This window comes from Flavobacterium muglaense (assembly GCF_014305155.1).
GTDB lineage: Bacteria > Bacteroidota > Bacteroidia > Flavobacteriales > Flavobacteriaceae > Flavobacterium > Flavobacterium muglaense.
In genome coordinates this window covers 1-23,186 of record NZ_JACRUK010000005.1, presented here as the reverse complement: position 1 = coordinate 23,186, position 23,186 = coordinate 1, and the positions used below count along the sequence as shown (strand labels likewise).

At 35.7% G+C, this 23,186-nt stretch carries 24 protein-coding genes; 7 read left to right on the top strand and 17 right to left on the bottom strand.

Going from position 1 to position 23,186, the window contains the following annotated elements:
- Nucleotides 1–5: 5 nt before the first annotated feature.
- From rplV to rpsL, 10 genes are all read right to left on the bottom strand, one after another.
- Complete coding sequence (rplV, locus tag H8R24_RS03600; RefSeq protein ID WP_187017208.1) at nt 6–416, bottom strand: 50S ribosomal protein L22; 411 nt, start codon at nt 414–416, stop codon at nt 6–8.
- Between the two features lie 6 nt (nt 417–422).
- Nucleotides 423–701, bottom strand: a complete 279-nt coding sequence (gene rpsS, locus H8R24_RS03595) for a 30S ribosomal protein S19 (RefSeq protein ID WP_007136562.1) — start codon at nt 699–701, stop codon at nt 423–425.
- A 6-nt stretch (nt 702–707) separates the two neighbouring features.
- Nucleotides 708–1,532 carry a 50S ribosomal protein L2 gene (gene rplB / locus H8R24_RS03590; RefSeq protein WP_187017207.1) on the bottom strand — a complete coding sequence of 275 codons (825 nt, stop codon included), beginning with the start codon at nt 1,530–1,532 and terminating at the stop codon, nt 708–710.
- 9 nt (nt 1,533–1,541) lie between these two features.
- Nucleotides 1,542–1,832 (bottom strand): 50S ribosomal protein L23, encoded by a 291-nt coding sequence (gene rplW, locus H8R24_RS03585; protein WP_026707015.1) that lies wholly within the window; start codon nt 1,830–1,832, stop codon nt 1,542–1,544.
- Nucleotides 1,833–1,838: 6 nt separating this feature from the next.
- Complete coding sequence (rplD, locus tag H8R24_RS03580) at nt 1,839–2,468, bottom strand: 50S ribosomal protein L4 (RefSeq protein ID WP_187017206.1); 630 nt, start codon at nt 2,466–2,468, stop codon at nt 1,839–1,841.
- Nucleotides 2,468–3,085, bottom strand: a complete 618-nt coding sequence (rplC, locus tag H8R24_RS03575) for a 50S ribosomal protein L3 (protein ID WP_187017205.1) — start codon at nt 3,083–3,085, stop codon at nt 2,468–2,470. The genes rplD and rplC overlap by 1 nt, the downstream gene beginning before the upstream one ends.
- A 154-nt stretch (nt 3,086–3,239) precedes the next feature.
- On the bottom strand, nt 3,240–3,545 hold the full coding sequence (rpsJ, locus tag H8R24_RS03570) for a 30S ribosomal protein S10 (RefSeq protein ID WP_007803605.1): 306 nt from the start codon (nt 3,543–3,545) through the stop codon (nt 3,240–3,242).
- 10 nt (nt 3,546–3,555) lie between these two features.
- Nucleotides 3,556–5,712, bottom strand: a complete 2,157-nt coding sequence (fusA, locus tag H8R24_RS03565) for an elongation factor G (RefSeq protein WP_187017204.1) — start codon at nt 5,710–5,712, stop codon at nt 3,556–3,558.
- 9 nt (nt 5,713–5,721) lie between these two features.
- Nucleotides 5,722–6,198 carry a 30S ribosomal protein S7 gene (gene rpsG, locus H8R24_RS03560; protein ID WP_026707019.1) on the bottom strand — a complete coding sequence of 159 codons (477 nt, stop codon included), beginning with the start codon at nt 6,196–6,198 and terminating at the stop codon, nt 5,722–5,724.
- Nucleotides 6,199–6,271: 73 nt separating this feature from the next.
- The gene (gene rpsL / locus H8R24_RS03555) at nt 6,272–6,655 is read right to left on the bottom strand and encodes a 30S ribosomal protein S12 (RefSeq protein WP_007136570.1); all 384 of its coding nucleotides are present in this window, start codon (nt 6,653–6,655) and stop codon (nt 6,272–6,274) included.
- A 183-nt stretch (nt 6,656–6,838) separates the two neighbouring features.
- Between rpsL and H8R24_RS03550 the strand changes: the two genes are divergently transcribed.
- The 4 genes from H8R24_RS03550 (at nt 6,839) to rlmB (ending at nt 14,111) form a co-directional block, all read left to right on the top strand.
- Nucleotides 6,839–8,539, top strand: a complete 1,701-nt coding sequence (locus tag H8R24_RS03550) for a BamA/TamA family outer membrane protein (RefSeq protein WP_187017203.1) — start codon at nt 6,839–6,841, stop codon at nt 8,537–8,539.
- Nucleotides 8,540–8,624: 85 nt separating this feature from the next.
- On the top strand, nt 8,625–11,861 hold the full coding sequence (locus H8R24_RS03545) for a SusC/RagA family TonB-linked outer membrane protein (protein WP_187017202.1): 3,237 nt from the start codon (nt 8,625–8,627) through the stop codon (nt 11,859–11,861).
- Between the two features lie 4 nt (nt 11,862–11,865).
- Nucleotides 11,866–13,308 carry a SusD/RagB family nutrient-binding outer membrane lipoprotein gene (locus H8R24_RS03540; RefSeq protein ID WP_187017201.1) on the top strand — a complete coding sequence of 481 codons (1,443 nt, stop codon included), beginning with the start codon at nt 11,866–11,868 and terminating at the stop codon, nt 13,306–13,308.
- 68 nt (nt 13,309–13,376) lie between these two features.
- A complete protein-coding gene (rlmB, locus tag H8R24_RS03535; protein WP_187017200.1) occupies nt 13,377–14,111 on the top strand; it encodes a 23S rRNA (guanosine(2251)-2'-O)-methyltransferase RlmB in 735 nt (244 codons plus the stop codon).
- A 49-nt stretch (nt 14,112–14,160) separates the two neighbouring features.
- Here rlmB and H8R24_RS03530 read toward each other — a convergent pair whose 3' ends face one another.
- Entirely contained in the window at nt 14,161–14,928 is a 768-nt protein-coding gene (locus H8R24_RS03530) for a rhomboid family intramembrane serine protease (RefSeq protein ID WP_187017199.1), read from the bottom strand.
- 216 nt (nt 14,929–15,144) lie between these two features.
- Here H8R24_RS03530 and H8R24_RS03525 point away from each other — a divergent pair, with 216 nt between their 5' ends.
- Nucleotides 15,145–16,422: a replication-associated recombination protein A gene (locus H8R24_RS03525; protein WP_187017198.1), complete on the top strand. Its 1,278-nt coding sequence runs from the start codon at nt 15,145–15,147 to the stop codon at nt 16,420–16,422.
- 64 nt (nt 16,423–16,486) lie between these two features.
- On the opposite strand, the gene H8R24_RS03520 is transcribed toward H8R24_RS03525, so the two are convergent.
- The 6 genes from H8R24_RS03520 to H8R24_RS03495 form a co-directional block, all read right to left on the bottom strand.
- The gene (locus tag H8R24_RS03520; RefSeq protein WP_187017197.1) at nt 16,487–17,257 is read right to left on the bottom strand and encodes a hypothetical protein; all 771 of its coding nucleotides are present in this window, start codon (nt 17,255–17,257) and stop codon (nt 16,487–16,489) included.
- Nucleotides 17,258–17,260: 3 nt separating this feature from the next.
- Entirely contained in the window at nt 17,261–17,950 is a 690-nt protein-coding gene (locus tag H8R24_RS03515) for a YjjG family noncanonical pyrimidine nucleotidase (protein WP_187017196.1), read from the bottom strand.
- A 14-nt stretch (nt 17,951–17,964) separates the two neighbouring features.
- Nucleotides 17,965–18,657: a RadC family protein gene (radC, locus tag H8R24_RS03510; RefSeq protein WP_187017195.1), complete on the bottom strand. Its 693-nt coding sequence runs from the start codon at nt 18,655–18,657 to the stop codon at nt 17,965–17,967.
- A gap of 67 nt (nt 18,658–18,724) precedes the next feature.
- Entirely contained in the window at nt 18,725–19,183 is a 459-nt protein-coding gene (locus tag H8R24_RS03505) for a GNAT family N-acetyltransferase (protein WP_187017194.1), read from the bottom strand.
- A gap of 9 nt (nt 19,184–19,192) precedes the next feature.
- On the bottom strand, nt 19,193–20,548 hold the full coding sequence (locus H8R24_RS03500; protein WP_187017193.1) for a UDP-N-acetylmuramate--L-alanine ligase: 1,356 nt from the start codon (nt 20,546–20,548) through the stop codon (nt 19,193–19,195).
- A gap of 5 nt (nt 20,549–20,553) precedes the next feature.
- On the bottom strand, nt 20,554–21,258 hold the full coding sequence (locus H8R24_RS03495) for a tetratricopeptide repeat protein (RefSeq protein ID WP_187017192.1): 705 nt from the start codon (nt 21,256–21,258) through the stop codon (nt 20,554–20,556).
- A 177-nt stretch (nt 21,259–21,435) separates the two neighbouring features.
- Here H8R24_RS03495 and H8R24_RS03490 point away from each other — a divergent pair, with 177 nt between their 5' ends.
- Complete coding sequence (locus tag H8R24_RS03490) at nt 21,436–22,425, top strand: glycosyltransferase family protein (RefSeq protein WP_187017191.1); 990 nt, start codon at nt 21,436–21,438, stop codon at nt 22,423–22,425.
- A 211-nt stretch (nt 22,426–22,636) separates the two neighbouring features.
- Nucleotides 22,637–23,098, top strand: a complete 462-nt coding sequence (locus H8R24_RS03485; RefSeq protein WP_187017190.1) for an Mpo1 family 2-hydroxy fatty acid dioxygenase — start codon at nt 22,637–22,639, stop codon at nt 23,096–23,098.
- The last annotated feature ends 88 nt before the right edge of the window (nt 23,099–23,186 follow it).

The following is a 23,186-nucleotide window of genomic DNA, read 5'->3' as shown; positions in this document are numbered from 1 at the left end:
TTGTATTAAATTGCTTGTGTGTTATTAATAGATCCAAGCACGATTGTTACGTGATTAGAACGTTTTCTAATTCTGTGTGCACGACCTTGTGGAGCTGGACGAAGTCTTTTCAACATCATTCCACCATCTACTGTAATCGTTTTAACAAATAAACCTGCTTCTTCTAAACTAGCTTCAGGGTTTTTTTGCTCCCAATTGTTGATTGCAGACAAAACCAATTTTTCTAATTTTCTTGAAGCTTCTTTAGAACTAAATCTAAGAATGTTTAATGCTCTCTCTACCTTCTGACCTCTTACCAAGTCCGCTACTAAGCGCATTTTTCTAGGTGAAGTAGGGCAGTTATTCAATTTTGCGAAAGCAATAGACTTATTAGCCTCTTTTCTCGCATCTGCTGTTTCTCTTTTACGAACTCCCATTGCTTCTTATTTTTTACCTTTATTTTTTGCTCCAGCATGACCTCTAAAAGATCTAGTTGGTGAAAATTCTCCTAATTTGTGACCTACCATGTTTTCTGTTACGTAAACTGGTACAAATTGACGACCGTTATGAACTGCGATAGTTTGTCCAACGAAGTCTGGAGTAATCATAGAAGCTCTAGACCAAGTCTTTACTACTCCTTTATTTCCACCAGCGATGTTTTCTTGAACTTTCTTGTCTAACTTATAATGAACGAAAGGTCCTTTTTTTAATGAACGTGCCATATCTTATTATTTCTTTCTACGTTCTACGATATACTTGTTACTCGGGTTTTTCTTAGAACGAGTTCTATAACCTTTTGCTGGTATTCCATTTCTTGAACGTGGATGTCCACCAGAAGAACGTCCTTCACCACCACCCATTGGGTGATCGACAGGGTTCATCGCTACAGGTCTTGTTCTAGGTCTTCTACCTAACCATCGTGTTCTACCTGCTTTACCAGATACAACTAATTGGTGGTCTGAATTAGAAACAGCTCCAATTGTAGCAGAACAAGTTAACAAGATTAATCTTGTTTCCCCTGAAGGCATTTTAATTGTAGCATATTTTCCATCTCTTGCCATTAACTGAGCAAATGTTCCAGCTGAACGAGCAATTACCGCTCCTTGACCTGGTCTCAATTCAATACAAGAAATTACAGTTCCAAGTGGAACTCTACTTAAAGGCATTGTATTTCCAATTTCTGGCTGAGATTCTGGACCAGAAACTAATTTCTGACCAACTTTCAATCCATTTTGTGCAATTACATAAGTTTTCTCACCATCAGCATAAGCTAATAAAGCGATAAATGCAGTACGATTTGGATCATATTCAATTGACTTAACCGTAGCTGAAATTCCATCTTTTGTACGTTTAAAATCAATGATACGATATCTCTGCTTGTGACCACCACCCGTATAACGCATGGTCATCTTTCCTTGACTATTTCTACCTCCAGAGTTTTTTATCGGCGCTATCAAAGAGCGTTCCGGCTTATCAGTTGTAATGGCGTCATAACCATTCACAACTCTAAATCGCTGACCTGGGGTAATAGGTTTTAATTTTCTTACTGACATTTTTCTATCTTAGATATTGTTGTAAAAATCAATTGTTTCTCCTTCTTTTACTTGAACAATTGCTTTTTTGATTGCATTTGTTTTTCCAGTAATTAAACCACTTTTAGTGTATTTTGTAGTTCTATCTGGTCTTACGTTCATCGTGTTAACACTCAAAATAGTCACACCATAAGCAGCTTCAACAGCTTTTTTGATCTCAACTTTATTTGCTTTTTTGTTAACAACGAATCCGAAGCGATTTAAAACTTCACTTTCTTTGGTTACTTTTTCCGTTACTATAGGTTTAATTATGATGCTCATATCCTATTATTTGCTTAAATTTTCTTCAATTATCTCTAAAGAACTCTCTAAAAGAACTAAGTTATTAGCATTTAATATAGCGTAAGTGCTTAATTCTAAGCTACTTACTACATTAGAGCCCTTTAAATTTCGTGATGACAAATATACGTTTTTATTCGTATCGCCCAACACAAAAAGAGATTTTTTATTATCTAACTCTAAAGCTTTCAAAACATTAATGAAATTTTTAGTGTTTGGAGTCTCAAAACTAAAGTCCTCAAGAACGATAATATTTGATTCTTTTGCTTTCATTGAGAACGCAGATTTTCTTGCCAAACGTTTCAAGTTCTTATTCAATTTGAATGAATAACTTCTTGGTCTAGGTCCAAAAACTGTTCCTCCACCTTTAAACAATGGATTCTTTGCACTACCCGCACGAGCAGTACCAGTTCCTTTTTGTTTTTTAATCTTACGTGTACTTCCTGCAACTTCAGCTCTTTCTTTAGCCTTGTGCGTTCCTTGTCTTTGATTAGCTAAATATTGCTTAACATCAAGGTATACAGCGTGATTATTTGGTTCAATTGCGAATACTGAATCAGAAAGTTGAACTTTTCTTCCAGTATCTTTTCCGTTGAAATCTAATACTTTTACTTCCATTACTTGTGAATGATTACATAAGAGTTATTATGACCAGGAACACATCCTTTGATCACAAGTAGATTCTTCTCAGTAACTACTTTTAAAACTCTAAGGTTTTGAACGTTTACATTTTCGCCTCCCATACGTCCAGCCATACGCATTCCTTTGAATACTCTAGATGGATAAGATGAAGCTCCTACAGAACCTGGCGCTCTTAAACGGTTGTGTTGACCGTGAGTTGCTTGACCAACACCACCAAATCCGTGACGTTTTACAACCCCTTGAAAACCTTTACCTTTAGACACACCTTGTACATCTACAAATTCTCCTTCAACAAACATAGAAACATCAATAAGATCCCCTAATTTTTGTTCTGTTGCAAAATTTTGAAATTCAACGACTTTTTTCTTAGCTACAGTTCCCGCTTTTTTAAAGTGACCTAAAGCCGCTTTTGTGGAATGTTTCTCGTTTTTGTCATCGAAACCCAATTGCAACGCTTCGTACCCGTCAACACCTTTGGTTCTGACTTGGGTAACAACACATGGACCCGCTTCGATTACTGTACAAGGAATATTCTTCCCGTTTTCGTCGAAAATGCTAGTCATGCCGATTTTTCTACCAATTAACCCAGACATAAATATTAATTATTAATTATTAAATATAAAAATAGAACACATCATTTAAGCGAACCCTTATTTTTAAAGTGGTGCAAAAGTATAACTTATTTACACACAATCCAAAAAAAGTTTTCACTTAAACAAAGTGCTCTTAATTTTCTCTTGTTAGAAACTAAACTTTAATCTCTACTTCAACTCCACTAGGCAATTCTAATTTCATTAAAGCATCAATAGTTTTAGATGAAGATGAATAAATATCAATTAATCGCTTATATGACATTACTTCAAATTGCTCTCTCGCTTTTTTATTAACGTGCGGAGAACGTAGCACTGTAAAAAGTTTTTTGTGAGTTGGCAACGGGATTGGCCCTGTAACAACTGCACCAGTAGTTTTAACTGTTTTTACAATCTTCTCAGCAGACTTGTCTACTAACATGTGATCGTAAGATTTTAGTTTTATTCTGATTTTTTGACTCATTTTCTTAAAATTAAGCGTTTCCTTTTGCTTTTTTGATTACTGCTTCTGAAATATTAGAAGGCGTTTCTGCGTAGTGTGAAAATTCCATTGTTGAAGTTGCACGACCTGAAGACAAAGTTCTTAAAGTTGTAACATATCCAAACATTTCAGATAACGGCACATCAGCCTTAATAGTTTTAGCACCATTTCTATCTCCCATATCATTAACCTGACCTCTACGACGGTTGATATCACCTACGATATCCCCCATGTTTTCTTCTGGTGTAATAACCTCCATTTTCATGATTGGCTCAAGAATAACAGCACCTGCAGCTTTAGCCACTTCTCTATATCCCATTCTAGCTGCTAACTCAAAAGAAAGCGCATCAGAATCCACAGGGTGGAAAGATCCATCTAACAAAGTTACTTTCAAGCTATCCACTTGGTACCCGGCTAAAGGACCAGTTTTCATAGCTTCTCTAAATCCTTTCTCTACAGAAGGAATATATTCTTTAGGAACGTTACCCCCTTTTACAGAGTTAACAAATTGCAATCCAACTGGAGCTTTACCATCAACTTCATCAGCAGGCTCGAGAACAAATACGATATCACCGAATTTACCACGACCTCCAGATTGTTTCTTGTACGTTTCTCTATGTTGAGCACTTCTTGTAAATGCTTCTTTGTATTCAACTTGAGGCTCACCTTGGTTCACTTCAACTTTAAATTCACGACGCATTCTATCTACAAGAATATCTAAGTGCAACTCTCCCATTCCTGAGATAATAGTTTGGCCAGAAGCTTCATCTGTTCTAACTGTAAACGTAGGATCTTCTTCAGCTAATTTAGCCAAAGCCATACCCATTTTATCTACGTCAGCCTTAGTTTTAGGCTCAATAGCTATACCAATTACCGGCGCAGGGAATTTCATAGACTCAAGAATAATTGGGTGTTTTTCATCACACAATGTATCTCCAGTTTTAATATCTTTAAATCCAACTGCTGCTCCAATATCCCCAGCTTCGATATAATCGATTGGGTTTTGTTTGTTTGCATGCATTTGGTAGATACGAGAAATTCTTTCTTTGTTACCAGAACGAGTATTTAATACATAAGAACCAGCATCTAAACGTCCTGAATAAGCACGGAAGAAAGCTAAACGACCTACGAATGGGTCAGTAGCAATTTTAAATGCTAAAGCAGCGAAAGGCTCTTTTACATCTGGTTTACGTAATATTTTAGTTTGATCTTCTTCTAAAAGTTCAGCATCATCAGGATGAATCCCTTCAATACCTTCTTTATCCATTGGAGATGGCAAGTATTTACATACAGCATCTAACATGAATTGAACTCCTTTGTTTTTGAAAGATGAACCAGCAATCATAGGAATGATAGCCATATCCATTACAGCAGCTCTTAAAGCAATGTTAATCTCTTCTTCTGTGATAGAATCTGGATTTTCCATGTACTTATCAAGTAAATTCTCATCATAATCAGCTACTGCTTCGATAAGAATATCTCTGTATTCTTTTACTTCATCAACCATATCAGCAGGAATATCAACAACTTCATAGGTCGCCCCCATTCCAGCATCATCCCAAACAATAGCTTGGTTTCTTACTAAATCCACAACACCTCTGAAATCATTTTCTTCACCAATTGGCAAAGTGATCGCAACTGCATTTGATTTTAACATATCTCTTACTTGTTGACAAACCATCAAAAAGTTAGAACCTTGTCTATCCATTTTATTAACAAAACCAATACGAGGAACTCTATATTGATCAGCTAACCTCCAGTTAGTTTCTGATTGAGGCTCAACACCATCAACAGCACTAAACAAGAATACTAATCCATCAAGTACACGTAAAGAACGGTTTACTTCAACTGTAAAGTCAACGTGTCCTGGAGTATCAATGATATTAAAGTGATAAGGTAACGTTTCAGGTAAAATCTTACCTTGTGTCGTTGGGAAATTCCATTCACAAGTAGTAGCAGCAGAAGTAATTGTAATACCTCTTTCTTGCTCTTGTGCCATCCAGTCCATTGTTGCAGCACCATCGTGTACTTCACCAATTTTGTGTGATTTTCCAGTATAGAATAATATACGCTCAGTAGTTGTTGTTTTACCAGCATCAATATGAGCAGCAATTCCTATGTTTCTTGTATATTTAAGTTCTCTAGCCATTTCTTAGAATTAAAATCTAAAGTGAGAGAAAGCTTTATTAGCTTCTGCCATTTTGTGAGTATCCATTCTTTTCTTTACAGCAGCTCCTTCTTCTTTAGCCGCAGCTAAACATTCTGAAGCTAACCTTTGAGCCATTGATTTTTCGTTTCTTCTTCTTGAATAAAGAATTAACCATTTCATCGCCATAGAAATCTTTCTATCTGGACGAATTTGCATTGGAATTTGAAATGTAGCTCCACCAACTCTACGACTACGTACTTCTACGTGAGGCATAACATTAGTTAAAGCATCTTTCCAAATTTCTAATGATGGTTTCTCTGCATCTTGCTTCTTAGCCTCTATAATGTCAATTGCATCATAAAAAACTTTAAAAGCTGTTGATTTCTTACCATCCCACATTAAGTTGTTCACAAAACGTGTTACCAATTGGTCGTTAAACCTTGGATCTGGTAAAAGTGGTCTTTTCTTTGCCGCTCTTTTTCTCATGTCTTTTTTTTAATAAAAATTCATACTTATCTAGACACGATTACTCGCGTCTCCATAAACATAAGTCTTTAAATTACTTTTTTGCTTCTTTTGGGCGTTTTGCTCCGTACTTAGATCTTCTTTGCGTTCTTCCTGCTACTCCTGACGTATCAAGTGCACCACGAACGATGTGATATCTAACTCCTGGTAAATCTTTTACCCTTCCACCCCTAACTAATACTATCGAGTGCTCTTGTAAATTGTGTCCTTCACCAGGGATGTAGGCATTTACTTCATTACCATTTGTCAAACGTACACGCGCTACTTTACGCATTGCAGAGTTTGGTTTTTTTGGTGTTGTAGTGTAAACACGCGTACAAACCCCTCTTCTTTGAGGACAAGAATCTAAAGCAACCGATTTACTCTTCTTAGTTATCTGAGTTCTTCCTGTTCTTACTAATTGTTGAATTGTTGGCATAATTAATACTAAAAATTTATTATGTATATTTAATTCCCGCTTTTTACGGGGTTGCAAATGTATAAATTATTTTTCACTCTACAAACGTTAATTCATTAATTTTCAATAAGATTATTTCTCCCTATTAATTCTACAGCAAAGACTTAGAATTTTATATTACTTTTATCACAAAAAACAAACCCATTGAAACAAGCCCTACTATACCTATTACTATTAATAACAAGCATCACCTGCTATAGCCAATCCATACAACTAAACCTGATAGGAAAATCAACCTATGAAACCCAAACAATAGACTCCACCCTCTACAATAAAAATCACTTAAACACTAAATCCATAGAAAACGAAATAAAAAATACTGTAGAAAAATTAACCAAAAAAGGATTTATAAACACTCAAACAATCGCAATCACAAAAACCAACGACTCATTATACACCGGAACATTATCACTCCGGAAGCAAATAAAAAAAGCAATCATCAACATAAAAGACGCGACAAACTTCAAAGAAAAACTATCCTACGCCCCCGATCAAACAGAAATAGAACTACCATACGCTGCACTAGAAACTTTCCTCAATAATCAAATTCAATATTTAGAAAAAAACGGATACGCATTCACCACCCTAAAACTAACCAAGATCTACACAGCAAACGAAACTCTACATGCACAACTCCTATTCAAGACCGAAAAACAAAGAAAAATAGACGACATCACCATAAACTACGCTAACAACAAGCACTTTCTACCAAAAGGCTTTTTAACACAAATTAAAAAAAAATACAGCAAGCAAATTTACAATCAAAAAACCGCAAGCATAATATACAAAGATTTCGAAAGCATCTCCTACGCAACACAAACAAAATATCCCGAAATACTATTCACCACAGACTCCACCAAAGTTTTTATTTACCTTAAAAAAAGAAAGTCAAACAATTTTGACGGATACATCGGCTTTAATACTGACAAACAAAACAAACTAACACTTAACGGCTATCTTGATCTAAAACTAGAAAACATTTTACTAGCAGGAGAACAACTGACGTTATTTTGGAAGAACGACAACAACAAGCAAACCACTTTTCGAACCAACGTTCAAATACCTTACTTATTTAACATCCCGTTAAGCCTGCATAGCCAAATTGAAATTTTTAAACAAGACAGCATCTTTCAAAATACGAAAACAAGTTTTGAACTCGGATACCTACTAAATCCAAAAACAAGCATTCTAATAGGAAAACAATCCACAACATCGAGCGACATACAAAACACAAACAGCACAACAATCTCTGACTACAAAAACGCTTTCTACACAGTGAACTTAACCTATACCAAAAACGAGAACAACACTATTTTCCAAAAAAAAACCAATCTATCTATCAAAACCGGCACAGGTACGCGAACAAACACAGGCAAAGACAACACCAACCCATACCCGAAACAAACATTCCTACAAATTGATTGTCAACATAATTTTAACATAAATAAAAAAAACTACTTTAATACACATTTACTTACTTACTATTTAAAAAGCAAAACATACACCATCAACGAATTACAAAGATTTGGCGGCATAAACAGCATTCGTGGATTCAACGAAAACTCCCTTCAAGCATCCTACTCCACAACACTAGCGACAGAATACCGCTATTTACTAACAACATCCCTATACATACATACTATACTAGATTACAGCATATTAAAAAACCCCTTCGCGAATTCCTCAACCACCAAAAACCAAAAATTACTAAGTACAGGCCTCGGTTTAGGTGCCGAAATGAAGAATGGAAACTTAAAAATATCTCTTGCAAACGGCAGTCAAAAAAACGAAGCAATAAAATTTTATAACACAATCCTATATATTAGTTATAATGTTAAATTTTAAGTATGCACACAAAATAACAAACTAGTTATTAGGAAAGTTAACAAATTATTAAGAGTTTTGTCAAACTAATTCAAAACAATTTAAAATGAAACTAAAGTTCAATGGAATCTTAGTGCTATTAATAGTACTTATGGCGCAATTAACATTTGCGCAAGAGAGAGCTGTTACGGGAGTTGTTTCTGACAATACAGGAATGCCTTTACCAGGTGTAAGCGTATTAGTTAAAGGAACTAAGACTGGAACACAAACTGATTTTGACGGAAAATATTCTATCAAAGCTGCTGCAAGCCAAATTATAATTTTCAGCTACATTGGTATGAAAACACAAGAATTTAAGGCTTCTTCATCTTCAATCAACGTAAAACTTCAAGGAGATGCACTAGAACTTGAAGGTGTTACAATTAACGTATTAGGTATCGAGGTTAAGAAAAACCAAAGTGCTTCATCTTACTCAAAAGTAAAAGGAGACGTTATTGCAAATTCAGGAGAAACATCTTTATTAAAAGGTTTATCTGCAAAAGCATCAAGTGTTAGCATCGTATCAAACTCTGGAGACCCAGGATCTGGAGCATATATCCAAATTAGAGGTCAAAACTCAATCACTGGATCTACACAACCATTATTTGTTATTGACGGTATACCAATGTCAAGTGACGAATTAGGAAGTGGAACTGATGGAGTTGGTCAACAAAGTAGAATGAATGACATCAATCCAAATGATATCGCTTCTGTTCAAGTACTAAAAGGAGCATCTGCTGCTGCATTATGGGGATACAGAGCTGCCAATGGAGTTGTGTTAATTACAACTAAAAAAGGAAAAAAAGGAAAAATATCTGTAGACATTAACTCTAGCGTGTCATTTGACAAGGTGAATGTAAAAATGGATCTACAAAATATTTACGGACAAGGAATCGACGGACTTAATATAGGCCAATTTAGAGCTAATGGTGCACCCGTAAGAAATAACGCTAACTCGTTTGGTGATAAAATATCTACAAGAGCTGGAGGAAATGACGTATTCAACACATCAGGTCAGTATTTCATATCTAATAACGGTAACACAATCTACCCTGTATCAACAAAAAACAGTACTGCCAATTTCAACGACTCTAACATGGATTCGGTAATAGGTAACGGACACAACATTGATAACCACATTGGAATTAGTGGTGGTGGAGAAAACACCAACTTCTACCTTGGAATTGGTAACACGAACCAAGAAGGAGTTGTAAGAAACTCAACTTACGAAAGAACAAGTGTTGATTTCTCATCTGAATCAAAAATAGGTGACAAAACAACATTTAAAAGTAAATTTGGATACTCTTCAGTTAACTCAAACAGAGTTCAAACAGGATCTAACTTAGCTGGATTATTTTTAGGACTATACAGAACTCCAGCTGACTTTGACAACAGAGATTTCCTAGGAACAAATTACAGAAACGGAGTTCCTTCACTAAACAGCCAAAGAGCTTACAGACAAGACGTAGGGACAAACGCTACTGACAGAAACCCTAGTTACAACAATCCATTGTGGACAACTGACGTACAAAAGAACCCTAACACAGTGGAGCGCTATGTTGCTGGTTTTGAACTTAAACACGAAGTAAACAAATTCATGTCGTTAATTGCTAGACTTGGTTTAGACGGCTACAGTGACAAAAGGATTTCAATGTTCCCGATGAACTCAGCAGAAAACGGTGGAGGCGGTAGTGCAAGTGAAAGCGTAACTGATTACCAACAATTCAACGTTGACTTTATGGCTTTAGGTGATGTTGCCATCAACGAAGACTTAGGTTTAAATTACCTTGCAGGAATCAACTTTGCTCAAACAAACTACGATCAAAGAGGAGGAACCTATAAAAATTTCTTAATTGATACAGATAAATTCTCTTATGACAATGCACTTATCAATGACAAAACAACTTTCTTAGACAGAACTTACTCAAAACTAAGCGGAGCTTATTTCTCAGCAGCGTTTGATTACAAAGATTACTTATTTTTAACATTAGGAGGTCGTTTTGAAACAGCTTCATCTTATGCTCCGAACTTAAAAGTATATTTCTATCCAACTGCAGAATTTGCTTATAAATTCACTAAGGATTTAGACAGTCAAATTTTAACAAATGGAAAATTAAGATTAACATTTGGACAAATTGCTTCTATTCCTAGACCATACGCAGGAACTACTTACTTCAATTCTGCTACAGGAGCTGAAGGATGGGGGCCAGCATACGATTCAGGAGTTTATAACGGTTCATTCCAAAGATCAGCAACACGTGGAAACTCAGATTTAAAACCAGAAATTAAAACTGAATTTGAAGTAGGAACAGATTTAGAATTCTTCAAAAGAATCAACTTAAACCTTACTTACTATACAAACGAAACAAAAGACTTACTAGTTGACGTACCCTTAAACGGTAGTTCTACGTACAGTGGTCGTTATGGAAACTTTGCTACAATTCAAAACCGTGGAGTTGAGTTAGAATTTGATGCAAACATGCTATCTTACGACTCACCAATCAAATGGACCATTTTTGGTAACTGGAGTAAAAACGTGAATGAAGTTACTAAATTAACAGGAACTGAATCATTATTTTTAAATGGATTTACAGGATCATCTTCTCGTGCCGTTCTAGGACAGCCTTTAGGAGTACTTTGGGGTGGTAAATTTGATAGAGATGCAAATGGAGCAATGATACTAGATGCAAATGGATTCCCAACTGTTGCAGATGCTGAAGGAGTAATAGGAAACCCTAACCCTGATTTTAGAGCTGCCATTGGAACATCTATCTCATACAAAAACTTCAAACTTAGCACATTGTTTGACGCCTCTATCGGTGGAGACTTATGGGATGGAACAAACGGAGCATTAAACAACTTTGGTAGAACATGGGAAACAGCTAACGAAGTTACGTTGACAAGCCCTACAGTAAACTACGCAGGAGCAACAATTCCTGTAGGAACCATAAGAGGTAACTTAAGAGACTTTGGAGCAGGTAATGTTTTACTTGATCAATCTTGGTACCAATCAATTGGTGGAGGATTTGGACCAGTTGGAGAGCAATTCGTAAAATCTGCATCGTGGATTAAATGGAGAGAACTAAGCTTGTCATACCTATTAAAATTAAAAGATTCTAAATTAGGAGTTGAAAGTATTACTTTCACAGGAACAGGAAGAAATTTATGGTTATGGACTGAAGCCAAAGACCTTGGACAAGATCCAGAAACTAACCTTACAGGTGGTTCAAACGGAAGAGGTTTACAATATTTCAATAGCCCAAACACTAAATCAATTTTATTTAGCGTTAATTTAAAATTCTAAAAACATGAAAAATACTTTTATAAAAATAGCAAGTCTATGCTTAGCAGTATCAACTATATTTAGTTGTACTAGTTATGTAGAAGACATGAACGTTGATCCAGATTTATTAACGGACTCAGATGCTTCGAACTTATTTCAAGGAGTTCTTTTGGCTGATCAGTTCTTTCAAACTAGTTCAACAACTAGAGATGTAATGATTTGGTTGAATCAAGCAAATGGTGAAAACAGACAATATGTTGCATTAAACGATTGGAACAACACAACTGCTTCAGAATTTGACGATAGTTGGAATACAGCTTATGTAAACTGTATTACGCAATCTAAAATAGCTCAAGCTAAAGCAGATGCAGAAGTAAATCCAAAGTTAAAAGGTGCTCTTCAAGTAATCGAGGCGCATTGTATGGGAACTGTAACTTCATTATGGGGTGATGCTCCATACTCTGAATTGGACATTACTGGTAATAACCCAAATCCAAAGTATGATTCACAAGCTGCAATCTATGCCAGCCTTCAAATTTTACTTACTAACGCAATTACAAATTTAAACTCAACTGGAACGATTCCAGCTGCTAAAGATTTGTATTACGGTGGAGACAGAGCAAAATGGATCAAACTTGCTTATTCACTTAAAGCAAGATACTACCTTCACGTAGGAAACTATCCATTAGCAAAAACAAATGCAGTATTAGGAATGAGCAGTGCTGCTGATGATTTCAAAGCACAATTTGCTAATTCTTATGGACAAAGTTTCAATCCTTTCTACTCATTCTTAGTTATTGACAGAGATGATTATATGTCTGGAGATGGTTATGCAGCTAGATTGTTAGACCCAACAAATGCATTATACAGAGGAAATGCTAAAACTGATGAAAGCGCTAGATTAGCATTTAGCTACAACGACGAATATTGGTCTCCTTACGGTCTAAACATCTATGGTGGTGACTACGGTGGAACTAACGGTAAATTTGGTAGTGATTCACCAATGCCTTTGGTAACATACGGAGAAATGTTATTAATCATTGCAGAAGCTGATACTAGAACTTCATTTGCAGCAGGATTAACGTCTTACAACAACTACAGAGCTTTATTGAATACTGGATATTCTATAGGAATAGACAACTCAGGATACGACTCTGCAACATTTAGCTACCTACCTTATCTTGCTACTGATTTTGTACTAGGAGGAGTAGAAAACACCACGGGATCATTAACTTCACAAAATGCATTATTGAGAGAAATCTATCAAGAAAGATACATTTATTTCATGGGATCATTTGAAAGTTATACAGACTTTGGTAGAAGTAAAAATATTGCTGAAATTCAACTAAAAACTGGAAAAGCTGGAACTCCTCAGAGATTCTTGTATCCACAAGTTGAGATTAACGCAAATCCAAATACACCAAGTCCAATTCCATCAATTGTAACTAAAACACCAGTTCACAATTAATTTGAATTAACAAGTTGTAAAAAACCATCACTTTCATTAGTGGTGGTTTTTTTTTATATATTTGCACCATGGAAAAAGAACATCAAATATTTGGAATACGAGCGATAATTGAAGCGATTCAAGCAGGCGCAACAGTTGATAAAGTTTACATTCAAAAGGAAGCAAGCAGCGAACTAATGAAAGACTTGATGAAAGTCATGAAACGCGGTAACATAAATTTTTCTTATGTTCCAGTTGAAAAGCTAAACAGACTAACACCAAATAATCATCAAGGTGCTGTTGCAACTATATCTCCTATCTCATTTTTTGATTTAGAGACACTAATTAATACTGTGGTAGAAAATGGTAAAACTCCATTATTTTTAATTCTTGATCAAATATCTGATGCCCGTAACTTTGGTGCGATTATCAGAACTGCTGAATGTACTGGAGTCAATGGAATCATCGTTCAAAAAGCAGGATCGGCGCCAGTTAATGGTGACACGGTAAAAACATCTGCAGGTGCTGTTTTTAACATTCCTATTTGTAAAGTAGAACATATAAAAGACGCTATCTTTCTTTTGCAAGCAAGCGGAATAAAAACTGTTGCTGCTACTGAGAAAACAGATCAAAACATCTATGATATTTCGCTTAACGAGCCAGTTGCGATTATTATGGGATCTGAAGATCGTGGTGTAAACCCTTCTGTACTAAAAATTGTTGACGAAAAAGCTAAGCTACCAATGTTTGGAACTATAGGTTCACTAAACGTGTCTGTAGCTTGTGGTGCTTTTTTATATGAAGCGGTACGTCAAAGAAGCTAATACAAAAATTTATTTTTAAGCTAAGAATAAAATCAAAATAATAAATGAATCAAGACTCCGGTTTTGGTTCATTTTTTTTGCTTTCGATAAAATCGTAATTAACAACATAGTTTGAAGAATAATACGATTGCATCTCCTCCTCTATTTCTACAGGAGGCAGATTCACAAAAACACCATTTTCATCAAAACGTTGCATGAACTTGTCTTGCGAAGGATCATAGTTAGGATGTTCCCATTCGTACTTTATGACCTTTTCATAGTCCGGTATTTTTAGAAAAATAGCCAACATAAATCCTGTAACCATTCCGGCAAGATGACCTTCCCACGAAATAGTCTCATCAACTTTTGGAAAAACATACCAGATCATTCCGCCGTAAAACATAATCACAGCAAGTGACAGCGCTACTAGTCTATAGTACTTTGTTAAAATTCCTTTGAGAAAGATAAAACTTACTAAGACATAAATAAGTCCACTCGCGCCTATATGATAACTATCTCTACCTATAAACCATGTTACAAGACCAGAAAAAATAATTCCCAATGTAACAACAAGCAAAGACTGCTTAGCATAAAAAAACTGTAAGGCAGCCAATAAAATCAATAAAGGAATGGAGTTACTGTATAAATGCTCCATATCGGAGTGGATGAATGGACTAAAAATAACTCCCTGTAAGCCCGAAAATGTTCTAGGTAAAATTCCGTTTTCAACAAAATCATAATCATACCGGATTTCGAGCCAATACACAAACCATAATAACAGTACCGAAAATAGTGGCAATGCAATAACCCAGTTTGAATATCTAAAATCCTTTTCCATGTTCTAATTTTTATAGGTAGTTGATACTCAAAAATTCTTCCAAATAAAAAATAATGCTATTTTGTCATATAATAGCTTGTTAATTAAAATCTCAAATCGTTTTTAGCCCAGATAGGAACGGCATCCTTTTATATCGTGGCGAGGAACGAGCAAACGAAATAAAAGATATAGTGGATAGCTGGAATAGCTTCAAATAAAAAATAGTAATTTTACAACATGGAAGCACCATTAGCAGAACGAATTCGTCCACAAAAACTAGAAGACTACATTAGTCAGTCCCATTTAGTAGGGCCTAACGGCTCTTTGACACATCAAATAGCCAAAGGAATCATCCCGTCACTCCTACTATGGGGGCCGCCGGGAACAGGAAAAACTACTTTGGCGCAAATCATTGCACAAGAATCCAAGCGTCCTTTTTATATTTTATCGGCGATCAACTCAGGTGTCAAAGATATTCGTGATGTGATCGAAAAGGCAAAACAAAGCGGTGGCCTTTTTACTGCCAAAAACCCAATACTGTTTATTGATGAGATTCATCGTTTTAGCAAATCGCAACAAGATTCATTGTTAGCAGCAGTTGAAAAAGGATGGATAACCTTAATAGGGGCGACTACAGAGAACCCCAGTTTTGAGGTAATTCCTGCCCTCCTATCACGTTGTCAGGTTTATATTTTAAATGCCTTTACCAAAGCAGATCTTGAATCCTTACTACAACGCGCACTAAAGACTGATTCGTTTTTAGCAACGAAAGACATTACACTGAAAGAAACCGAAGCCTTACTTCGATTATCTGGTGGTGACGGGCGCAAGCTATTGAATATTTTTGAACTCGTTATCAATGCAGCCGCTGCAGACAAAATTGTGATTACAAACGAAAGAGTATTTGAGCTCGTGCAACAAAATACGGTTTTGTATGACAAAAGTGGTGAACAACATTATGATATTGTGTCGGCCTTTATAAAATCGATCCGCGGAAGCGATCCTAATGGAGCTGTTTATTGGTTGGCTCGAATGATTGAAGGCGGTGAAGACGTCAAATTTATTGCCCGACGCATGTTGATTCTTTCCAGTGAAGACATTGGAAATGCAAATCCTACTGCGTTTATTATGGCCAATAATACATTTCAAGCGGTAGCAACTATTGGCTATCCTGAAAGCCGGATTATACTAAGTCAATGTGCTATTTATCTTGCTACATCACCCAAAAGTAACGCCTCTTACCTTGCCATAGGAACGGCGCAACAACTGGTGAAGCAAACTGGAGATTTGTCTGTGCCCATTCATTTGCGAAACGCACCAACCAAATTAATGAAAGAGTTAGGTTACGGAGAAGAATATAAATATTCGCATGATTATACTAACAACTTTGCGGATCAGGAATTTTTACCACAGGAGCTAAGCAACAATCCAATTTACATTCCTGGCAACAATTCAAGAGAAAACACGACACGAGAATTCTTAAAAAACCGATGGAAAAATAAATATGGTTACTAATAAAAAAAGCAGATTATTCTAATTGAATAATCTGCTTTTTTTATTAGTAACTAACGACTTAAAACTAGAACTTAACTGCTATTTTCTCTGAAAATAATTTGTCGTTTTTATAATATTCAAAATACCATTGCCCCTCTTTAGAGATCAAAACCCCACTTACACCTTCTTTATCAGCAATATAACAACTAGCTATTGATGTTTTAAAAACTTTCATCACCACTTTTGGAGTAGTATCCACTAACTGAAACCCATTTAAAACCGGTTGCGCATATAAAAAACTACCATCTTGCATTATTTCTTTTTTAGCGACAGGAACTAATTTTTCTTCGACTTCCTTCTTTTCTTGTACAACTACCGTCTCTACTTTTGCAACTGTGGCTTTCGGAGCTACTTTTGCAACTGCATTAGCAAGACCTGTATATTTATAATTTAAAGCATAAATTGACTCAAAAGCATCATTCAAAGCCTCGGTGTAAGCTAGTTGATAATCCTTTTGTTTACTCACGCCAGTCTCTGATTGATAAATCACCTTGCCATAACAATCTTTAAAAATAACATGTAGTTTTGTTGTTAAAAACGATTTTTCTTTAACAACATCAAACGATAATATATCACATCTTTGAATATTTTCACTAGGTAAAGACTCATTATCATAAAAAGCTGCAAAACCAGCTTTATTCAAATTAAACTTCGATAAAGTAGCCAAACGATATTGATTATCACTACTGATAAAATCGAACTTCAAAGGCACAACAACGTATTTATAGTTATTGATCGATTGTGAAAATCCGTTAAAAGACAATAACATAACAAGTAATACTAATACTTTCTTCATAATTTATAAATATTTTTTTAATTCTAATAAATGATTAATTTGTTTAATATCATTTCCTACAGGGTTTGCAATTTCACTAAAAAAGATAGCGTCTAACCCACAATCCAAAGCACCTTGCACATCGGCATCTAACGAATCCCCAATCATAATACTATGTTCTTTTTTGGCTTTAGCCAAATCTAAAGCGTACTCAAAAATAATTGGATTTGGTTTCTTCACTCCCGCCATTTCTGAATTAGTAACCGTATTAAAATAACTCGAAAGCTGAGCATTACTAATTTTTCTAGTTTGCACATCCGCAAAACCATTGGTAATAATGTGCAAATTGTACTTACCATTCAGATAATCCAAAACTTCGAATGTCCCATCAAAAAGATGATTATTATCTGGCAAGTACGCAATATATTCGTCTGCTATGAGATCAATTTCTTTATCCGAAATAATATAATTCAAAGCATCAAATGACTGTTTCAATCTATTATAACGTAATTCTTGATGGGTTATTTTGTCATACTGATACAGTTTCCAACACGCTTGATTAATTGGTATATACTGATCAATAAATGATTTTATTTCAACTGTTGGGTGGTTCCTTCTAAATATGTTTTCAAAAGTAATTTCTGAGTTTTTATCAAAATCCCATAAGGTATGATCTAAATCAAAAAACACATCTTTTATATTATCAATCTTCATTTTATTTCTTTTTATTAAAATATTCCTTCGTCTACAAAACTAAAATAACTGGTCTCCGTGACGATTAAATGGTCTAAGACTTTTATTTCGAGACTATCTCCTGCTAATTTTAGTTTTCTAGTAATCTGTTTATCAGCATCACTAGGAATCAACGTTCCCGATGGATGATTGTGACACAATATTAAACTTGTGGCGCCTAGCTCTAAAGCATTTTTAAAAACCAATCGTACATCTACCAAAGTTCCGGTAATTCCGCCTTTGCTCAGCTGGGATTTTGAAATCACTTTATTTGAATTATTCAAATACACAATCCAAAATTCTTCATGCGGTAATTCTCCAATTATGGGTTGCATTAACTCAAAAATAGCTTTGCTCGAAGTAATTTTTACCAATTGAACAGCATCCTCGGCTCTACGGCGTCGTCCTAATTCTAAAGCTGCAATAATCGAAATTGCTTTGGCTTCGCCAATTCCTTTAAATGCAATCAATTGCGCAATAGACAATTTTCCTAAAGCATTCAAGTTGTTATTTACACTACCCAAAATACGCTTACTCAGCTCCACCGCCGACTCGTTTCTACTGCCTGATCCAATTAAAATCGCAATCAACTCGGCATCGCTCAAAGCGCTTTTGCCTTTTAACATCAACTTCTCACGAGGCTTGTCGTCTTCGGACCAATGGGTAATCGGAAAATTATTTTGTTCCACATTTAAAGATTTAAATTGATACAAATACAAAAATCATGCTCTCTTTAAACCCAATATGAAACGGAGTTTAAATACTTTTTTTCATGCAAATACTATTTTTCAACCCTTCATAAGGCGGATAATTCTCTATGATACTATAACCCGCTTTTTGATACATCCCGATCGCCGCTTCTTGCTTATACAAGGTTTCCAAAACCGAAAAAGAAAAACCCATCGTAGCTGCCCAAGCTTCTAACTCCTGTAACATTCTTTGCGCCAATCTTTTCCCGCGTGCGTCAGGAGAAACAAACATACGTTTTATTTCGATTGTATTTGAATCGTATTTCTTAAAACAAGAACAAGCAACCGCCACATTATCAATATAAACCACAATTGCATTTGGGTTTAATTCGATAATATTATTGCCCCAATAATTCGACTGTAGCTCAGGATAGGTCTCCCACAAACTTTTGTCTAATTCTCTTACTAACGCAATAAAATCTTTATCCTCGCTCGTAGTTCTAGTAATCTTAATTTGTTGTTCCATTATTCAAGATTACTCTATTATCTTCTTAACTTCGTCAAAATTCAAACCGCCGTAATTCCCTGAACTCATCAATAACAAAGCCGAATTGTCAAAATTAAGACCAAACAAATATTCTTTAAATTCGACAGGATTGGTGTATATAATTAAATCTTTTCTATTAAAAGCTGTTGCAATTTGATCATAAGTCACTTCCTCCAGTTGCTTAATCTTCACTGCATCTGGCGAATAAAACACCACAGCAACATCTGCATGTTCTAGAGCCCCTTCGTATTCCTTCAAAAACTCGGCATTTAAGCTACTATAGGTGTGCAATTCTAAACAAGCTACCAAAGTACGATTAGGATATTGTTCCTTCACCGCCTTAGTAGTTGCAGCTACTTTACTTGGTGAATGTGCAAAATCTTTATAGGCTACCGCTGTTTTACTTTCGGCGATTTTTTCTAATCTTTTTGAAGCGCCTTTAAAACTGGCAACGGCTTCGTAAAAATCAGCTTCGTCAACGCCCATATTTTGACATATCCATTTGGCTCCAGCCAAATTATTTAAATTATGTCCACCAAAAACTTCGATGGGCATATCCCCTTCGGGAGTTTCTAATAAGGTTACACCATCTTCCACCTTATAATTTGGTGTGGTATAAGCTAATTTTCTAATAGGGTTTGTTGCTGCTTCGGCTACTCTTTTTACTTCGCCATCTTCTTCGTTGTACACTAAGATCCCGCCATTTGTAATTTTGCCAATGAAAATCTCAAACTGCTCTACATAATAATCATAAGTTGGAAAAACATTAATATGATCCCAAGCAATCCCAGATATTAGTGCAATATTGGGTTGGTATAAATGAAATTTCGGTCGTCTATCAATAGGCGATGACAAATATTCATCCCCTTCCAAGACAATAAAATCATTCTCTTCGGTCAAATGAACCATGGTATCAAACCCTTCCAGCTGTGCTCCCACCATATAATCTACCGCAATATCATGGTAATGCATAACATGTAAAATCATCGATGTGATCGTCGTTTTACCATGTGAACCCCCTATTACCACACGGGTTTTATTTTTAGATTGTTCGTATAAAAACTCAGGATACGAATAGATTTTCAACCCTAATTCTTGTGCTTTCAATAATTCTGGATTATCCGCTTTGGCATGCATACCTAGAATCACCGCTTGTACATCTTGTGTTATTTTTTCAGGAAACCAACCCAGTTCAGCAGGTAAAATTCCTTTTTTATCTAAACGTGATTTTGATGGCTCAAAAATGGCATCATCACTACCAGACACTTGATACCCTTTATTATGTAAAGCTAAAGCCAAATTGTGCATGGCGCTACCACCGATAGCGATAAAGTGCGTTCTCATATATTTTACTTAGAAGTTGAATTTATTTTTTTTATGGTTTGTAAAACAGCCTCTGCTTTCGCGCTGTCTTTCATTTTGTATTTGTATAAATTGGCGAGTAATTGGTAGCTTTTTACCGAATTACTCACTGCAATTGCCTTTTTGTATTGCTGTTCGGCTCTTGTATATCTTTTAAAATATTCATCAATATGCCCTCGAGACATGTACCCATCTACTGTTGATAGTCGCAACAACTCATTCGAATATTGAATTGCTTTAGACTCACTACCACCCACAATTCCAGGTAATTTGATGTACAATTCTATCAAAGCCCATCTCGCATCGATATGACGTGAGTTAAGCTGAATCGCTTTTTCAAACGACTCTTTAATATCATCAATCATCCCCAGCGCCTTAAACTTATTAACTTCCAGCGCCTTCATTCCTAGAGCGCCACCGTATTTGTAATAGTAATTTGCTTCAGATGGCTTTAAAACCTTTAGCTTTTCATAGTACATAATTGCTTTGTCCCACGACTTATTTTGTCCTGCGATATCGCCTAAATATTCAATGGCTTTTAAATTGGATGGCTCCGTTCTTAAAACAGTTTCAAAAACACTTTCGGCCTGATCCATTTTCCCAGCTTCAAATAAACCTTGTCCTTTATCAAAATTAGATTGAGACAACACCAAAAGTGGAAAAAACAAAATGAAGTATAAAATGTATTTCATTTTTCAAAAATAAGGAAATTTTAAAGGAATAAAAAGTCTTTTAACGAACATAAAAAACATCCTATTTCTAAAAACCTTAATGAATTAGAAAACTTAAAAGAACCTTTACATAACAAGCTAGAATTACATTTACTATAGCAAACCGCAAACACATTCGCTTACTAAAACACAAGGACTATGAAAATATTCTACGCCATACAAGCCACAGGAAACGGCCACATCTCAAGAGCTATGCAACTGTACCCGTATTTATTAAAACATGGCACCGTAGATTTCTTCTTAAGCGGCAATAACGCCAGTCTGGAAACGCAGCTACCTGTAAAGTTCAAGAGCAATGGCTGTAGCTTGCATTACAGCAAATGTGGCGGTCTCAACTACTGGGATATTGTAAAAAACATCAAACCAAGACAAATCTATAAAGATGCCGAATCACTCCCATTAAAACACTACGACATCGTCATCAATGATTTTGACAGCATTACCTCCCTGGCTTGCAAAATGCAAAATATCAACTCGGTTCAACTGGGACACCAAGCCAGTTTTATTTCGCCGCAAACACCAAGGCCTGACAAAAAAAGCGTCATGGGTGAACTCATCTTAAAGCATTACGCACCGTCCCGCAAAAACATTGGTCTACATTTTGAGTCATACGACACCTTTATTCGGCCACCCATCATTAAGGACGACATTGTTAATGCACAACCCAACAACCTCAATCACATCACGGTTTACCTGCCTTCATTTGACAAAGATTGCCTAGAAAAAGCCTTCAATAGCTTGCCCGACTTACAGTTTCATTGGTTTTTAAACACCATCACCCATACCCATACCGTGGGCAACATTACCTATTTTCCTGTGGACCACAAAAAATTCAACAAAAGTCTTATTAGCTGTGACGGTATCATCACCGGTGGCGGATTTGAGACGCCCGCCGAAGCTTTATACCTTGGCAAAAAAGTGCTTTCCATCCCCATTCGCAACCATTATGAACAAGAATGCAACGCGGCTGCCTTGAAAAAGCTTGGCGTTCCCGTGGTTTATGAAGTGGGCCAAGACTTTAACACCATCATCGAAAACTGGATCAATCTAGACTGTAAATACCCGAAAATTCAAGCCAACAATATTCCCGAAACCCTCCAATATCTTTTTGACACCTACAAGGACTAGATTTATTTTCAGGGGCTGCCCCGCAAAAAAAGCGGGTCGCGCTTTCCGTTGCAATCTTTTATGAGGTAAAAAAACCTCATAAAAGGATTTCCACTTCAATCCCTCAGCCAAATAAAAACAACCCCACCACAGAAATCGATAATAAAAAAACCATAAAATTAGTGATTGTGTATTTTTTCAGTAAATTAGCGACCGATAACAAAAATAAAACATGAAAACATTAAACGAATGGTTTGACGAGTACGGTGTAAGTCACAAAAATGTGACTAATAAAAAAATACACTACATCTGCGTGCCTTTGATCTTTTTCTCAGTTGTTGGACTGTTTATGAGCATCCCAAACGGACTACTGCAACCACTAGCATTCTTGCCTTCTATATTTGTAAACTGGGCTTTTGTAGTTTTACTATTTGTTTTGCTATTCTATTTTAGACTTTCAATAGCTATGGGTTTAAAAATGCTGTTATTTACAGCTATTTGCCTTGTTGGTAATTATTACATCGGACAAGCAGTGCCATTATTATACTTTTCTATAGCGCTATTTGCAGCCGGCTGGATTGGTCAATTCTATGGACACCAAATAGAGGGTAAAAAACCTTCCTTTATCAAGGATTTACAATTCCTACTAATAGGCCCAGCTTGGGTAATTGATTCCGTATTAAAAATCAACTAAAACCAGATTAATTAGGGCTTGCTGAAAAAGTATTCTCAATTTTCATATAACTGGATTTAATTTCACCAAATAATCACTTTCATAATTG

Coding starts and splice junctions, on each gene's coding strand:
- rplD (WP_187017206.1), bottom strand. CDS start 2,468: ATGGAAGTAAAAGTATTAGATTTCAACGGAAAAGATACTGGAAGAAAA.
- H8R24_RS03520 (WP_187017197.1), bottom strand. CDS start 17,257: ATGAAGAAAGTATTAGTATTACTTGTTATGTTATTGTCTTTTAACGGA.
- H8R24_RS03495 (WP_187017192.1), bottom strand. CDS start 21,258: ATGAAATACATTTTATACTTCATTTTGTTTTTTCCACTTTTGGTGTTG.
- H8R24_RS03505 (WP_187017194.1), bottom strand. CDS start 19,183: ATGGAACAACAAATTAAGATTACTAGAACTACGAGCGAGGATAAAGAT.
- H8R24_RS03490 (WP_187017191.1), top strand. CDS start 21,436: ATGAAAATATTCTACGCCATACAAGCCACAGGAAACGGCCACATCTCA.
- H8R24_RS03500 (WP_187017193.1), bottom strand. CDS start 20,548: ATGAGAACGCACTTTATCGCTATCGGTGGTAGCGCCATGCACAATTTG.
- H8R24_RS03545 (WP_187017202.1), top strand. CDS start 8,625: ATGAAACTAAAGTTCAATGGAATCTTAGTGCTATTAATAGTACTTATG.
- rpsG (WP_026707019.1), bottom strand. CDS start 6,198: ATGAGAAAAAGAGCGGCAAAGAAAAGACCACTTTTACCAGATCCAAGG.
- rplB (WP_187017207.1), bottom strand. CDS start 1,532: ATGTCAGTAAGAAAATTAAAACCTATTACCCCAGGTCAGCGATTTAGA.
- H8R24_RS03515 (WP_187017196.1), bottom strand. CDS start 17,950: ATGAAGATTGATAATATAAAAGATGTGTTTTTTGATTTAGATCATACC.
- rpsL (WP_007136570.1), bottom strand. CDS start 6,655: ATGCCAACAATTCAACAATTAGTAAGAACAGGAAGAACTCAGATAACT.
- H8R24_RS03485 (WP_187017190.1), top strand. CDS start 22,637: ATGAAAACATTAAACGAATGGTTTGACGAGTACGGTGTAAGTCACAAA.
- rplW (WP_026707015.1), bottom strand. CDS start 1,832: ATGAGCATCATAATTAAACCTATAGTAACGGAAAAAGTAACCAAAGAA.
- H8R24_RS03540 (WP_187017201.1), top strand. CDS start 11,866: ATGAAAAATACTTTTATAAAAATAGCAAGTCTATGCTTAGCAGTATCA.
- rplC (WP_187017205.1), bottom strand. CDS start 3,085: ATGTCTGGGTTAATTGGTAGAAAAATCGGCATGACTAGCATTTTCGAC.
- rpsJ (WP_007803605.1), bottom strand. CDS start 3,545: ATGAGTCAAAAAATCAGAATAAAACTAAAATCTTACGATCACATGTTA.
- H8R24_RS03525 (WP_187017198.1), top strand. CDS start 15,145: ATGGAAGCACCATTAGCAGAACGAATTCGTCCACAAAAACTAGAAGAC.
- rplV (WP_187017208.1), bottom strand. CDS start 416: ATGGGAGTTCGTAAAAGAGAAACAGCAGATGCGAGAAAAGAGGCTAAT.
- H8R24_RS03530 (WP_187017199.1), bottom strand. CDS start 14,928: ATGGAAAAGGATTTTAGATATTCAAACTGGGTTATTGCATTGCCACTA.
- rlmB (WP_187017200.1), top strand. CDS start 13,377: ATGGAAAAAGAACATCAAATATTTGGAATACGAGCGATAATTGAAGCG.
- rpsS (WP_007136562.1), bottom strand. CDS start 701: ATGGCACGTTCATTAAAAAAAGGACCTTTCGTTCATTATAAGTTAGAC.
- fusA (WP_187017204.1), bottom strand. CDS start 5,712: ATGGCTAGAGAACTTAAATATACAAGAAACATAGGAATTGCTGCTCAT.